The 14,968-nt window shown below is 66.5% G+C and carries 12 protein-coding genes and 1 rRNA gene; 10 read left to right on the top strand and 3 right to left on the bottom strand.

Translation table 11 applies throughout. From position 1 onward, the window contains the following. Nucleotides 1-77 precede the first annotated feature (77 nt). Both VJ162_RS12505 and VJ162_RS12500 read left to right on the top strand, forming a co-directional pair. Nucleotides 78-2,450, top strand: coding sequence for a DEAD/DEAH box helicase (locus VJ162_RS12505; protein WP_324665115.1), 2,373 nt, complete (start codon nucleotides 78-80; stop codon nucleotides 2,448-2,450). 212 nt (nucleotides 2,451-2,662) lie between these two features. Then, nucleotides 2,663-2,911: a hypothetical protein gene (locus tag VJ162_RS12500; protein ID WP_324664737.1), complete on the top strand. Its 249-nt coding sequence runs from the start codon at nucleotides 2,663-2,665 to the stop codon at nucleotides 2,909-2,911. A 42-nt stretch (nucleotides 2,912-2,953) separates the two neighbouring features. On the opposite strand, the gene VJ162_RS12495 is transcribed toward VJ162_RS12500, so the two are convergent. Then, nucleotides 2,954-3,604, bottom strand: coding sequence for an HAD family hydrolase (locus VJ162_RS12495; RefSeq protein ID WP_324664735.1), 651 nt, complete (start codon nucleotides 3,602-3,604; stop codon nucleotides 2,954-2,956). A gap of 96 nt (nucleotides 3,605-3,700) precedes the next feature. Between VJ162_RS12495 and VJ162_RS12490 the strand changes: the two genes are divergently transcribed. From VJ162_RS12490 to pheT, 6 genes are all read left to right on the top strand, one after another. After that, a complete protein-coding gene (locus VJ162_RS12490; RefSeq protein ID WP_324664732.1) occupies nucleotides 3,701-4,423 on the top strand; it encodes a PDDEXK family nuclease in 723 nt (240 codons plus the stop codon). 53 nt (nucleotides 4,424-4,476) lie between these two features. Further along, entirely contained in the window at nucleotides 4,477-5,472 is a 996-nt protein-coding gene (endA, locus tag VJ162_RS12485; protein WP_324664730.1) for a tRNA-intron lyase, read from the top strand. Nucleotides 5,473-5,705: 233 nt separating this feature from the next. Further along, nucleotides 5,706-7,325 carry a tryptophan--tRNA ligase gene (locus tag VJ162_RS12480; RefSeq protein ID WP_324664727.1) on the top strand — a complete coding sequence of 540 codons (1,620 nt, stop codon included), beginning with the start codon at nucleotides 5,706-5,708 and terminating at the stop codon, nucleotides 7,323-7,325. 59 nt (nucleotides 7,326-7,384) lie between these two features. Further along, the gene (locus VJ162_RS12475) at nucleotides 7,385-7,636 is read left to right on the top strand and encodes a hypothetical protein (RefSeq protein ID WP_324664724.1); all 252 of its coding nucleotides are present in this window, start codon (nucleotides 7,385-7,387) and stop codon (nucleotides 7,634-7,636) included. Nucleotides 7,637-7,883: 247 nt separating this feature from the next. Further along, nucleotides 7,884-9,395, top strand: a complete 1,512-nt coding sequence (pheS, locus tag VJ162_RS12470) for a phenylalanine--tRNA ligase subunit alpha (protein ID WP_324664722.1) — start codon at nucleotides 7,884-7,886, stop codon at nucleotides 9,393-9,395. Continuing rightward, entirely contained in the window at nucleotides 9,395-11,251 is a 1,857-nt protein-coding gene (gene pheT, locus VJ162_RS12465) for a phenylalanine--tRNA ligase subunit beta (protein WP_324664720.1), read from the top strand. The genes pheS and pheT overlap by 1 nt, the downstream gene beginning before the upstream one ends. Before the next feature lie 280 nt (nucleotides 11,252-11,531). On the opposite strand, the gene VJ162_RS12460 is transcribed toward pheT, so the two are convergent. Next, nucleotides 11,532-12,584 (bottom strand): quinone-dependent dihydroorotate dehydrogenase, encoded by a 1,053-nt coding sequence (locus VJ162_RS12460; RefSeq protein ID WP_324664718.1) that lies wholly within the window; start codon nucleotides 12,582-12,584, stop codon nucleotides 11,532-11,534. Nucleotides 12,585-12,635: 51 nt separating this feature from the next. Continuing rightward, nucleotides 12,636-12,833 carry a hypothetical protein gene (locus tag VJ162_RS12455; RefSeq protein ID WP_004516407.1) on the bottom strand — a complete coding sequence of 66 codons (198 nt, stop codon included), beginning with the start codon at nucleotides 12,831-12,833 and terminating at the stop codon, nucleotides 12,636-12,638. A 218-nt stretch (nucleotides 12,834-13,051) separates the two neighbouring features. Here VJ162_RS12455 and VJ162_RS12450 point away from each other — a divergent pair, with 218 nt between their 5' ends. Next, on the top strand, nucleotides 13,052-13,360 hold the full coding sequence (locus VJ162_RS12450) for a non-histone chromosomal MC1 family protein (protein WP_324664711.1): 309 nt from the start codon (nucleotides 13,052-13,054) through the stop codon (nucleotides 13,358-13,360). A gap of 675 nt (nucleotides 13,361-14,035) precedes the next feature. Further along, nucleotides 14,036-14,968, top strand: a 16S ribosomal RNA gene (locus VJ162_RS12445); the annotation flags it as partial.

Below are 14,968 nucleotides of genomic sequence, written 5' to 3'. Positions count from 1 at the left end.
GTCCGCTGATAGAAACGCCTTTGCCGTCGCGGTGCCGCCCATCCCACGTGCCAAGCCGAGCCGACAGCGAGCCGACGGTGGCGGTCGGGGAGGTCCTCCCCGAGTTCGCCGACGCCTTCCCCTTCGAGCGGTTCAACGAGATGCAGTCGGAGACGCTCCCGGCCCTGCTCAACCGCGAGGACAACGTCGTCGTCAGCGCGCCCACGGCCAGTGGCAAGACCGCGCTGGCGGAACTGGCCATCTGCAAGGCCCTGCAAGCCGGCGGGACGGCGCTCTTTCTCGCGCCGCTGCGCGCGCTCACCAACGAGAAAGAGAGCGAGTGGGAGCGCTTCGAGGACCTCGGCTACTCGGTCTACGTCGTCACCGGCGAACGCGACCTCTCCCCGCGCCGGGCCGAGCGGGCCGACATCCTCGTGATGACCCCCGAGAAGGCCGACTCGGCCACCCGGAAACACGAGACGGCTCGCTACTCGTTCATCACGGACGTGGACTGCTGTGTCATCGACGAGGTCCACCTGCTGGACTCGGACCGCCGCGGGGCGGTGCTGGAAGTGACGGTCTCGCGACTGCGGCGGCTCTGTGACCCCCGCGTCGTCGCGCTGTCGGCGACGATGCCCAACATCGACGACGTGGCCGACTGGCTCGACGCTCCCGACGAGACCACCTTCGCCTTCGGCGAGGACTACCGGCCCGTGCCGCTGAACGCCGACGTGAAGACCTACTCCCACGGCGAGAACGCCTTCGCCGACAAGTACCGCCGGCTCTACCGGGCGCTCGACCTCGCGGAGCCACACATCCGCGAGGAGGGCCAGGCCCTCGTCTTCGTCTCCTCCCGACAGGACACCGTTCAGGCCGCAAAGAAGGCCCGCGACGAACTCACCGAGCGCGACATTCCCATGGGCGCACGCGGGGACTACGACTTCCACAACGACGCCGCGGACCTCTCCAACGACACGCTGCGACAGTCAGTGCTTGACGGCGTGGGCTTTCACCACGCCGGCCTCGCCCGCGAGGACAAGAACAAGGTCGAGCAGTGGTTCAAGGAGGGCAAGATACAGCTCCTCTTCTCGACCTCGACACTCGCGTGGGGCGTGAACCTCCCCGCCCGCTGTGTCGTCATCCGGGACACGAAGCTCCACGACCCCCTGAAGGGCGAGGTCGACATGAGCCCGCTTGACGTCCTGCAGATGCTCGGCCGGGCCGGCCGCCCGGGCTACGACGACATGGGCTACGCCTGGGTCGTCTGTGACCGGAGCGAGGCCGACAAGTACCGTCGCCTGCTCCGGGACGGCAAGGAGATAGAGTCCCGGCTGGCGGGCGAGCTCGACGCCCATCTGAACGCCGAGATTGCGCTGGGAACGATCCGGGACATCGACGACGTGATGAGCTGGCTGGAGACGACGTTCTACTACGCCCGCGCGAAGTCCTCGCCCGACGCCTACGACGCCGGCAGCGACCTCCGCGAGCGGGTCTCGGAAGAGCTCTCCGCGCTCGTCGCCGACGGCTTCGTCGAACGGGACGGGCTCCACGTCGAGGCCACCCGGCTCGGACAGCTGGCCTCGAAGTTCTACCTGCGGCTCGACACCGCTCGCCGCTTTGCCGACCTGGCAGAGCGCTGCGAGGCCGCGGCCGGTGACGGGGACGCGGCCGACCCGATAGGTGCTGGGGACCTGCTGGCGACGGTGGCGGGCGCGACGGAGTTCGACAGCGTCAGCGCCCGCTCGGACGAACAGGACGCCGTGAGCGCCGTCGTCGGCAGCGACGCCCCCGACGAACTCGACGCCGGCCAGCGGAAGGTGCTGGCGATACTGCGCTCGGGGATGACCGGCACGACACCGACGGAGCTCAAAAGCGACGCCTGGGTCATCCGCCAGAACGCCCTGCGCCTGCTGGCCGCGCTGCGGGAGTTCCTCGATAACCTCGCGCCCGGCCGCTTTGCCAACCTGGCCTGCCGGGTCGAGGCCCGCGTCGAACACGGCGTCAGCGACGACGCCGTCGGGCTGACGGCCATCGACGGGGTGGGCTCGGGCCGGGCCGGCAAACTCGCCGCCGCGGGGCTGTCCAGCCCGAGCGATATCATCCGGGCCGGCGTCTCCGGACTCGTCTCTGCCGGCCTCCCCGAGGGCGTCGCCGAGCAGGTCGCCGCGAACGCCCGCGACCTCCCTATTGTCGTCGTCGACTGGGGCGAGTTCCCCGAGACAATCGCGGCCGGCGACCGCGACATGCGGGAGGTGACCGTCGCGAACAACGGCGGCGGCACACGGGCGGGACTGCGCGTCACCGTCAACGGCCGGGAGATGACGGCCAAACCCGCCTATCTCGGCCAGACGACCCTCCCCGTCGCCGTCTTCGGCGCCGACGCTGACGACCTGACTTTCACCGTCGAAGTCACGTTCCCGGACCAGCCCCTCGACCCGGTCACCTCCTCGCGGACGGTCGACGTTCAGTGATGGGTCACTGTGACTGACTCGTCCCGTGCGAGAGACGAACGCAGGCGGCCGAATAAAACGTATAGCGCTGTCTAAAGCTGTCTAACTGGAACCAAAGCGCGCAGTGAAACGGGCTAAAATAACGCAAACGAAGCCCATCCACACGAATTAACTGCAACCGTCTGGCGTTTATATGGGGGTATGGGTCATACGAAGCGCTGAGGAGGTATCCCATGTCCAGTGCTTCGCCGTTTCGGTTACCGACCAATGCGCTCCCCAGTGGACCAACCGACATCCGGACGCTCGCCGTTCGGCCGGTCCAGTTCGTTGGGTTCTGGACTGCCGTCGTGGCACCCTTGGCGTATCCCGCGCTGCTCGTGAGCGGCCTGGACGGACGGAGTCTCCTCCTCCTGCTAACCGGTGTGTTCTTCGCTAACATCCTCGGTCTCATTGTGGGCCGGGGGTACCGTGCGGAGGCCTGACTCCCCCTCGGGCACCGCACGGACTTCGACTCCCCTTTCGACCTACCCGAGCAGGACCTCGCGTAGCTCCGCGGCGTCGCCCGCCAGATGCTGGACCATCGAGAGGTCCGTCTCCGCGCCGTCGCCCCGGAAGCCGACGGTCGTCATGCCGGCGACCACCGCGGCTGTGGCGCCCGCATGGGAGTCCTCCACGGCCCAGCAGTCGCTCGGCTCGACCCCCAGCTCACTGGCCCCGCGCTCGTAGATGTCCGGCGCCGGCTTGCCCGGTCCGTCGATGTCCTGTGCGCTGATGGCGGCGTCGAAGTGATGGAGCAGGCCAAAGCGCTCCTCGATGACGTCTATCCAGTCCCACGGCGCCGAGGTCGTCAGCGCCAGCGGCACGCCCGCGGCACGGAGGTCCGCAAGCAGGTCGTCGACGCCGTCGAGCATCGTCGCGTGTTCGCCGTATATCTCCCTGCCCGCCTCCTCGAAGAGCCGTTCGTACTCCTCGCGGGAGACCGCCATCTCGTATTTGCCGTCGAGGTCCGGATACACCTCGGTGTAGTCCCGGCCGGTGATTTCCGACAGCGGGATGTCGTCGTCGGGCGAGACGGTCGGCAGGATGTGGTCGCGCTGGATACGGGCCCAGTGGTCCTCGGACTGGACGAGGACGCCGTCCATGTCGAAACAGACTGCAGTCGGCGTGTCGCTCATTGTCCCCTCTCACTCGCCCGAGCGGTTTGCCTGTTGTGCTCCGGGCCGGCCGTGCCACCCGAGGGTTTAGATACCGGGACGGGGCCACCCCGGCCCATGCACGACGGAACGCGCGTGATGGCCGGTGAGTGTACGACTGTCTTCGAGGGCTCCAGCGAGCGCGAGCAACGCGGCGACGTGCTGGTCGTCGTCAAGCCCGACAACACCGTTCTGGTCCACGACGCCGGGGGGTACCAGCCCGTCGCGTGGCTCACCAGGGCCGAGAGCGTCGCCGTCGAGGACGGCACCGTCACCGCCCGCGACGGCGAGCAGTTCCTCCGGGTCGTCGCCCACGAGGAACACGGTAGCGCCCGGTTCCCGGCCTCGGAGGCCGGCGTCCCGGTCGGCGACTGCCGGGACTGCCCGGGGACGCTCGTCCGCGCAGGTGGCGACGTGGCCTGTACCGGCTGTGGCGAGCGCTACGGGCTGCCGACCGACGCCACCGTCACCGGCGGCCGGTGTGGGGACTGCGGGCTCCCCACGATGCGGGTCGAGCGCGGCGCGGTCATCGGGTGCTGTATCGACCGGGACTGTGAGTCCTTGGACGACCGGGTAAAGTCGCTGTTCGACCGCGAGTGGGACTGCAAGCACTGTGGCGGCGACCTCCGCCTTCTGCGCCGGGGCGGGCTCATCGCCGGCTGTGAGAACTATCCGGACTGCGACACCGGCTACGCCGTCCCGTCGGGGGTCGTCGCCGACCGCTGTGCGTGTGGGTTACCGACCTTTGAGACCAGCGGCGGCCGGCGCTGTCTCGACAGCGGCTGCGACGAGCGCGGATAGCCCGCCGACACCGACCCGCAGGGGATTTCCCGCTCGGCCGACCACCCCACTGTATGCAACTCACGCTGGACGGCGACGTCGTCCGGGCCGGTTCTCGCGCCCGCGAGCGGTTCTACGACTCGCGTGGCTACGGCCACGCCCGCAACGGCGACCTCGACCTGGCGCCGGTGGAGGCCGCGCATCTCTGTTACCGCGGCGACATCGACGCCGTCGACGGGATGGCCGTCGACGAACTTCTCGCCTCGGGGGCTGTCTCGGCTGTGGACTTCCTGGTCTACAAGGACCTCCGGGACCGCGGGTTCTACCTCACGCCCGCCCGCGAGGGGTGGGTCGACGAGCCCGGGGGCGTGGACTTCGTCGTCTACCCCCGCGGCAAGGGCCCGTGGGACGACGACATCGCCCACCGGGTCCGGGTCGTCGGCGAGCGCGACGACGTGCCCGCGGCGTCGCTGGGCGACTGCGTGCTCGCCGTGGTCGACGAGGAGAGCGAGCTGACGTATCTGGACACCAGCCGGCGGACCGTCGAGGGGACGAGTTCGGCCGACGTGCCCGGCGTCCAGGGCACGCTGCTGGCCGAGCGCGTACTCTGCTGGGACCCCCCCGAAGCGCTCTACCAGCAGGCGTTCTACGGCCAGCAACTGGACGAGGACGCCGTCCAGCTCTCGCTCGTGGAGGCGGCGTATCTGGCCCGCGAGGGGACACTGACGGTCGACGGCGGCGCGGCGGCAGTCGCCGAGCGCGGCCGCGACGTCGAGGGCGACCGCTTCGACCGCCGGCTCCGGGTGTACGCCGCGCTGCGGGATTCGGGCGTCGTCCCCAAGACGGGCTTCAAGTTCGGCGCCGACTTCCGGACTTACGCCGATGTCGAGTCGCTTGAGGACCTCGGCCACTCCGAGTTGCTGGTACGGGTGTTGCCCGCCGGCTACACCTTCGAACCCCGCGACCTCGCGCTGGACGTGCGACTCGCCCACGGCGTCCGCAAGACGATGGTGTTTGCCCTGGCCGGCGACGGCATCGAGTGGGTGCAGGTCGAGCGGCTGACGCCATAGCAGCTGTCGGTTCTGTGGGGACAATCGCAACACAGCGCGGACTATCGCGCCGAAACGCCCCCGCCTGCTCCGGCCGAGAGACACAGCGAGTCCCGGGCGTCGAGCGAGCGGGGGCGTTCTGACCGCCAGTATTCGCAGTCGGCTGTCGCTCGGACCGGAGCGCTAGAAGCGAACCCTTTTTGCGCCGACCGGAGCCAAGGATACACCAACACGGCCCGGCCGTGTCCGAAACCATGACCGACCGCGACTCCCACCACGACGACGCATCGCCCGACGAGGACCGCCGCCAGTCGGGAACGTCGTGGCGGGAGTCGTCACTCCGTTCCGACGGCGGGACCGAGGCGGCCGGTGCCGACGAAGCGGTGCTTGACCCGTGGGGCTCCTCGACCGTCGAAGACTACCGCAAGCTCTTCGACCAGTTCGGCATCGAGGAGTTCGACGACGTGCTGCCGAAGGTCCCGAACCCCCACTACCTGATGCGTCGCGGGGTCATCTTCGGCCATCGGGACTACGACCCCGTGGCCGACGCCATGCACAACGACGACCCCTTCGCGTCGCTGTCGGGCTTCATGCCCACCGGCGACCCCCACATCGGCCACAAGATGGTGTTCGACGAGATAATCTGGCACCAACAGCAGGGCGCCGACGCCTACGCGCTTATCGCCGACCTGGAGGCCCACGCCGCTCGCGAGCTGTCGTGGTCGGAAATCGACGAACACGCCCGCAGCTACGTCCTCTCCCTGCTCGCGCTCGGCTTCGACCCCGAGGAAGGGGAGCTGTATCGCCAGTCCGACAACCGACAGTTGCAGGACCTCGCGTTCGAACTGGGCGCCGAGACGAACTTCTCGGAGCTGCAGGCCATCTACGACTTCGACGGCGAGACCGACGTCTCGCACATGCAGTCGGTCGTCACGCAGATGGCCGACATCCTCTACCCGCAACTGGAGGAACCAAAGCCGACCGTGATTCCCGTCGGCCCGGACCAGGACCCCCACATGCGGCTGGCCCGGGACCTGGCGGCGCGGATGCGCTACTTCGGCGTGACCGAAGCGTTCGCGAGCTTCGAGGCCGATGCCGCTGAGCGGACGCTGCTGCGCCGGGCCTACGACGCCCGCGAGGAATACGCCGAGGACCCGGCGATGCCCCGCTGTGTCGAGGCCGCTGACTGGCTCCGGGCCCACGAGCCCGCCCCCGCGGACGCCCGCGAGTCGGTCGCCGCGAAGCTCGACAACGCCGGGAAAGAGCCGATTCGGCCGCGAACCCGCATCCTCGACCGCAACGCCACCGAGGCGGCCTTCGAGGCGCTCATCGAGGCTGTCGACGGCGAGAAGCGCGTCTACGACGAACACGTCGACGCCTTCGACCTGGACCGCGCCGAGGCCGACGAACTCGCCCGCGAGGTCGAACTGGAAAACGGCGGCTACGGCTTCCTGCCGCCCTCCTCGATTTACCACCGCTTCATGACCGGCCTCACCGGCGGGAAGATGTCTTCCTCGATTCCGGCCTCGCACATCTCGCTGCTGGATGACCCCGAGGACGGCTACGACAAGGTGAAATCGGCCACCACCGGCGGTCGGACCACCGCCGAGGAACAGCGCGAGAAGGGCGGGAAAGCCGACGAGTGTCCCGTCTACGAACTGTACGCCTACCTGCTGTCGGGCGACGACGACGATTTCGCCGAGGAGGTCTACGAGGAGTGTGTCGGCGGCGAGCGCCTCTGTGGCGGCTGCAAGGAGCAGGCCGCCGAACTGATGGAGACCTTCCTCGAAGAGCACCAGGAGAAACGCGCCGAGTGGGAGGAGAAACTGGACGAACTGGACATCGACCTCGATTCGGCCCGCAAGCGGGCGTAACGTCCGTTTACCGTCGAAGCAAAACTACTATCGGGTCGCTGACCGCACTCTCTCACGAGATGGCTGACCCCGCCCTCCAGCGGACGGTCACCCGTGGTATCGCACTCGTGGTCCTCCCGCTCAGCGCACTCGTTATGGGGGCTGCCAGATGGAGCTGGTCGGACACGTACGGCGCGAGTCCACCGACGGCGTTTGGCGAGCTCGCCTTCGAAATCGTCCCGACGCTGCTTTTCGTCGGCGCGTTGGTATACCTTGCCATTTCCGGCGTCTTCGGGCTGTTGGACCGGGCCGCCGCCGACACCGAGGGGTGACTTCCCGCCCGTCCGCAACCCTTTTGCAAACACACGCCAACCGTTCACACATGCCTTCCGAATCCGACCGCGCCGGCGTCGCTCGCCAGCCAGTCTGCCGTTCCGGGTTCGGCTCCTTTTTCTGGTCCTGACGGGCGGCGGACTCGGCGCCGGCCGAGCGGTCGGGGCCAACGAAACCACTCGACAGCAAGTGAGAACCGTTAACTGAGCGACCCGCGGTTATCCCCACAACGACCGAGACATCTCTATGAAACGACCACAGGCACAGGTGGCCGTCCTCAAGGCCGCCGACACAGACGACCCAAGGCGCATCGACGAGGTAGCCGAAGACGCCGACTGCAAACCCGAGACGGCCACGCGGGCCGCGTTCGAACTCGAAGACGACGGCCTGCTGACCGTCACCGAGGAGACCGTCGAACACTACACGCTGACCGACGAGGGCACCCAGTACGTCTTCGAGAGCCTCCCCGAACAGGACCTCTACGAGGCCGCGATCGACGCCGGCGCCGACGAGGCGCCGGTCCAGATGGGGCAGGTCATCGGCGCGTCCGGACTCGAAGGCGGGGCCGTCGACGTCGCGCTTGCCAACTACGCCCGCAAGGGGTACGGCGAGATAGACAGCGGCGAGATAACCGCCGACCCAGACGTCAAGCCGGGCCAGGATCGGGAGATGCTGGCGCTCGAAGCCGTCGCCGACGACCGACTCGACGAGGCCGACCCCGACGCGCTCGACCAACTCGAACGGCGCGGCCTGCTCTCGGTCCGCGAGGAGACCGTCCGCTCGGTCCAGCTCACCGACGACGGCGTCACCGCGCTGATGGGTGGTGTCGAGGCCGCCGAGACCGTCGACCAACTCACCGCCGAGTTGCTCACCAGCGGCGAGTGGGAAGACGTGGAGTTCACCGAGTACAACGTCGAGGCCGACGCCGAGGACGTGAGCCACGGCAAGGAACACATCCTCCGCCAGACCGCAAACAGGGTCAAGGATACCCTCGTGGGCATGGGCTTTCAGGAGATGGAAGGGCCTCACGTCGACGCCCAGTTCTGGATCAACGACTGCCTGTTCATGCCCCAGGACCACCCCGCGCGAACCCACTGGGACCAGTTCGCCCTCGAACGGCCGGACGAGATCGGCGACCTCCCCGCGGACCTCGTCGACCGCGTCCGCTCGGCCCACAAGGAGGGCGTCGGGCCCGACGGCGAGGGGTACCACTCGCCGTGGGGCGAGGAGGTCGCCCGCGGACTGGACCTGCGGGGCCACACCACCTCGCTGTCGATGCGGTATCTCTCCGGCGAGGAAATCGGCGAGCTGGAGCCCCCACAGCGGTTTTTCAGCGTCGAGAAGGTGTACCGGAACGACACGCTCGACCCGACCCACTTGCTGGAGTTCTTCCAGATCGAGGGGTGGGTGATGGCCGAGGACCTCTCGGTGCGTGACCTGATGGGGACGTTCACGGAGTTCTACGAGCAGTTCGGCATCACCGACCTGGAGTTCAAGCCCCACTACAACCCATACACGGAGCCGAGCTTCGAGCTCTTTGGCACCCACCCCGAGACCGGCGAGGTCGTCGAGGTCGGGAACTCGGGCATCTTCCGCGAGGAAGTCCTGTCCCCGCTTGGCGTCGACTGTGACGTGATGGCGTGGGGACTCTCCCTGGAGCGGCTACTGATGTTGATGTACGGCTTCGAGGACATCCGGGACGTCCACGGGACGCTGTGTGACCTCGAACTGCTGCGGACCACGGAGGTGCTTCACTGATGCCCGTTGTCGATGTTGATCCCGACGAACTACGATATCTGACTGGCCACGACGAGAAAGACGACGACGAACTCAAATCGGACCTGTTCGACCTCGGCCTGGAGTTCGAGGGCTGGACCGAAGACGACGAGTTCCAACTGGAGTTTGCCCCCGACAGACTGGACCGCCTCTCGGTCGAGGGCGTGGCCCGCTCGCTGCGGTACCACTACGGCGACGACCGGGGCGTCTACGTCCCGAACACGAACAGCGCCGACTGGACCATCGAGGTCGAGGACCAGCCCCCGGAGCGACCGTACGTCACCGGCGCCGTCGTCCGCGGGCTGGACCTCGGCGACGGCGTCCTGGAGTCGCTGATCCAGCTACAGGAGAAGCTCCACGCGACGATGGGCCGCAAGCGTGCGAAAGGCGCTATCGGGGTCCACGACCTCACGATGCTGAAAGGGACCGACCTCCGGCCGGCCGACGAGCAATCGAGCAGTCTGGACCTTTCGGGCGGGCAGGACCCGACAGAAGCCAGCGAGGAACCACAGGACGAGATGGTCGGCGACGCCGCCGTCGAAACCGTCGGCACAAACGCGATCACCTACACCAGCGCCGACCCCGACGAGGCCACCTTCGTCCCGCTCGAGAGCGACGCCGAGATGACACCCAGTGAGGTCATCCAGCGACACGACACCGGCCAGACCTACGGCGACCTCGTTGCCGACTTCGAGCGCGTGCCCGCAATCTACGACGCCATCGGGCTGTTCTCGTTCCCGCCGGTCATCAACGGCCGTCGGACCGAAGTCAGCGAGGACTCCAGAGACCTCTTCATCGAACTGACCGGGACCGACCAGTGGACCATCGACCACATGTGCAACATCATCTGCTACGCGCTGGAGGCCCGCGGCGGGACCATCGAGCGCGTCAACGTCGAGTACGCCGACGACGCCCCCGGCGAGTACGCCGGCCGGACGCTGGAACGGCCCGACTTCGGGACCCGGACGAAGACGGTCAGCAAAGACCGCATCGAGTCACTGCTCGGTGTCGACCTGGAGCCAGAACAGATCATCGACTACGCCGAGCGGGCCGGACTGGACGCCACGCGGGTCGTGACCGACGACGGCGTCGCCTTCGAGGTCGAAATACCGCCCTACCGCGTCGACGTCATCCACCCTCTCGATATCGTCGACGACATCGGTCGCGCGCTCGGGTTCAACAGCCTCGAACCGACCTATCCCGACGTCTCGACCGTCGGCGGCCGCCACGACCGCTCCGTCCTGGAAGACGCCGCCCGCGATACCCTCGTGGGACTCGGGTTCGAGGACCTGCTGAACTTCCATATGACAAACGAGGCCGAGAACTTCGAGCGGATGAACCTCCCGAACCCGGGGGCTGCCGACCCCGACGACTCGCTTGTCGGCCTTGCGGACCCAGTCACCATCCAGGAGCCCTACAGCGAGGACTACACCATCCTCCGGACGTGGGCGCTCCCGTCGCTCATGATGGTCTTAGAGAACAACACCCACCGGCGCTACCCACAGGACCTCGCCGAAATCGGGCTCGCCGCCGGGCTGGACGACAGCCAGAACACCGGCGTCAGCGAACACCGGACCGTCGCCGGGGCGCTTGCCCGTACTGACGCCTCCTACGAGGACGCCAAGGCCCGCCTGCAGGCCATCGCCGAGGCCTTCGGCAAGGAGCTGACGACGCCCGCGACGGAGCACCCGACCTTCATCGGGGGCCGGGCGGCCGACATCGTGCTGGACGGCGAGACGGTCGGCGTCGTCGGCGAGGTGCATCCGAAGGTGCTCGTCGAGCACGACCTGGAGCTCCCCGTCGCCGCCTTCGAGTTCCGGCTGGACGCTCTGGAGTAGCACAGACACGGACCCGCCGTACCTTCCGGTAACTGGCTTGCCGGCTTGTCACGTAGTACTTCTGCTGCCCTGTCATGTACTAGCAAACAGAGGGGAACTGACGGTCACTGACAGCCACTCCGACTGTTGCGACCCGGACCGCTACGACAACCCGGCCTGTGAGACGCACGCGTGGTTGACTTTGACCGGGTCGTCGACGACCCCGATGCGCCCTCGGACTCAGTATCGTTCCGGCCGGTGACGGGCACGTGGCTATCTGCCGATAGCGGAGTCCCGATAGCTACAGGTCCGCGCCGACGGCCTCGTCGATACTGTCGAAGCCGTCCCGCTCCAGTAGTTCCAGCAGTCCCTCGTTGATATCGCGGGCCAGCGACGGCCCTTCGTAGACCAGCCCGGTGTAGAGCTGGACGAGTGACGCGCCCGCACGGATTTTCCGGTAGGCGCCCTCGGCGGAGGCGACGCCGCCGACGCCGATGACGGGCACGTCGACGCGCTCGGCGACGAAACGGACCGTGTTCGTCGCTCTGTCTTCGATCGGCGCCCCCGAGAGCCCGCCCGTCTCGCTTGCGTTGGGCGAGCGCAGGCCCTCGGGGCGTTCGGTCGTCGTGTTCGTGGCGACGACGCCGTCGAGGTCGAGTTCGGACACCAGATCCAGGGCGTCCTCGACGGCGGGGTCGGGGAGGTCCGGTGAGAGTTTCACCAGAAGCGGCGCGGCGCCGGCGTCCTGTAGCTCCTCGAAGATGGCCGTCATCGCCTCGCGGTTCTGGAGCTCCTCGAACCCCTGTGAGTTGGGACAGGAGACGTTGACGACGAAGAAGTCCCCGCCCCTGGCGACGTGTTCGTACGTCTCGCGGTAGTCCGCCGGGGCCGCCTCGGTGTCGACGTGCTCGCTCTTGGCGATGTTGACACCCAGCGGGACGGGGGCGTCCGTCTTCGAGAGCCGCTCGCCGACGGCGGCCGCGCCCTCGTTGTTCAGCCCCATCCGGTTGATGAGACCGCCGTCTTCCCGCAGTCGGAACATCCGCGGGCGGGCGTTGCCGGCCTGTGGTTTGGCCGTGACGCCGCCGACTTCGGCGAAGCCAAAGCCCATCGCTGCCAGCGCCGACGGCACCGTGGCGTTCTTATCGAAGCCCGCGGCGACGCCGACGGGATTGGCAAAGTCCTCGCCGAACGCGGAGACAGCGAGGCGCTCGTCGTCGACGGTGTAACGGCGGGCCATCGCGTCCACTATTGGGGTCCCCTGTGCTGTCTCCAGCAGGCCGTGGACGGCGCTGTGTGCCGTCTCGGCCGGGAGCGAGAACAGAACTGGTCTGGCGATATCGTAGAGTCTCATTGGGGCGTTCGAATCGGCCCCCAGTGGTTGCCGGGGGCCGGCGACAGCACGTCAGAAATCGTGTTCGACCTCTTCCGGGTCGGCTTTTTGAATGATGATCTTGTTGTCACGCACCCGAACGAACACCTCGTCGCCGATCTCCATGCCGGCGACGGCGAGTTCGTCTTCGTGGATGTTGATATGTACATTGTGGTACTCGCCGTCCTCGTCTTTGGCGCCACTCGGGCTGAGCTTCTTCTTTCGCACCATCGCGCTATCCTACTCCGTGCATCGCCGTAGGATATACTTAAGTCTACCGTGCGGCGAGTCTCGGCCGTCAAGCGGGCACGCGCTTTCAGGGCAGGGATTTTCACCGAACATTCCCGTTCGCTGCCACTATCTTATAAACGGACTCCGGGAGGATACCCGATTCGGGGGGTATATTTATGTTGTGCCATGTTTTGAATTGACATGGAGCGGAGAAAACCATGGCACGCGACAGCGACAAGCGCAACTTTGCGCTCCGTGAGGATGGTGACGAATCGAGCGTCTTCTCAGGCGGGACACCCCGGCAGGCTGCGTTGAAGGCCGCCCGGCGGCTCGACCCGGCCGACAGCGAGGACGAAGCCGACCCACAGGAGATTCGGCTCCGGGAGAAAGGCACCCACAAGGTCCACATCTACGAGGCGTGGGCCTGGGTAGAAACAGCGCCCGACGACAAACCGGACTGGATGCCGGGCGACATCACGAAAGGGAACGTCTCGAAAGAGGGTGTCGAACACCTCGACGACATCTAGTTCCCGGTACGGACTTTTTGCTGACGGCCCTGGCCGGCGAGCGCGCTCGCGGTGAACAGTAGCCATTGCGCGCGCGAACACGCACGGACCATCAGTAGTTGCCAGCCGATTGTGGTCTGCGTTCCGCGTCTCTGTCTCTGATTACCACACGAGTGTCACTGTGCCGTGTAACCGCCTGCCGAAGCGGGTACGGTCCGACGGGGTTAAGTATACCACTCCCATCGACTCTGATGCGAACGAGGTCGGGGGCGACGTTCCCCAACCAGGCCTCACACCAACCGACGCCCTTAAATGTAACAGGGCGTTCGGATGGGACGCGAAGGTCGCTCACGTCGTGCGATTCGACGCGAGCGAACTCCGATGCCCTTAAGTGGAACAGGGCACTCGGGTTGAACGCGAACGAGGCCTGGCCGGGGCCGACGAAACCCGGCCACTACACTGCGGCGACACCGGGTCGCCATCGGAACTCGAAGCCTTTAAGATGGCTTCGGGATAATATGCAGGTCCGAAGAAATGAGGATTCCACCCCTGCGGTCCGCCGTCAAGATGGGATCTGATGTGAGCCCTGATAGTTCGGTGACACTCGGTCGGCGAGTGTCCTCGAACACCCTTCGATAGCGACCACACTCCATCTGGAGTGTGACCCGCCTAACCCCCGGCCTTGTGCCGGGACACATTCCGGTTGATCCTGCCGGAGGTCATTGCTATTGGAGTCCGATTTAGCCATGCTAGTCGCGCGGGTTTAGACCCGCGGCATATAGCTCAGTAACACGTGGCCAAACTACCCTATGGACAGGGACAACCTCGGGAAACTGAGGCTAATCCCTGATACCACTCTCATGCTGGAGTGCAGAGAGTGAGAAACGCTCCGGCGCCATAGGATGTGGCTGCGGCCGATTAGGTAGATGGTGGGGTAACGGCCCACCATGCCCATAATCGGTACAGGTTGTGAGAGCAAGAGCCTGGAGACGGTATCTGAGACAAGATACCGGGCCCTACGGGGCGCAGCAGGCGCGAAACCTTTACACTGCACGACAGTGCGATAAGGGGACTCCGAGTGCGAGGGCATATAGCCCTCGCTTTTCTGTACCGTAGGGAGGTACAGGAACAAGTGCTGGGCAAGACCGGTGCCAGCCGCCGCGGTAATACCGGCAGCACGAGTGATGACCGATATTATTGGGCCTAAAGCGTCCGTAGCTGGCCAAGCAAGTCCATTGGGAAATCGACGCGCTCAACGCGTCGGCGTCCGGTGGAAACTGTTTGGCTTGGGGCCAGAAGACCTGAGGGGTACGTCCGGGGTAGGAGTGAAATCCTGTAATCCTGGACGGACCACCAATGGGGAAACCACCTCAGGAAGATGGACCCGACAGTGAGGGACGAAAGCTAGGGTCTCGAACCGGATTAGATACCCGGGTAGTCCTAGCTGTAAACGATGCTCGCTAGGTGTGCCGTAGGCTACGAGCCTGCGCTGCGCCCTAGGGAAGCCGAGAAGCGAGCCGCCTGGGAAGTACGTCCGCAAGGATGAAACTTAAAGGAATTGGCGGGGGAGCACCACAACCGGAGGAGCCTGCGGTTTAATTGGACTCAACGCCGGACATCTCACCGGTC

Origin of the sequence: Haloarcula sediminis (assembly GCF_035656455.1) — an archaeon.
Classification (GTDB): Archaea; Halobacteriota; Halobacteria; order Halobacteriales; family Haloarculaceae; genus Haloarcula; species Haloarcula sediminis.
Note: the sequence above shows the minus strand (reverse complement) of the source record. Positions and strands in the feature narration are given on the sequence as shown.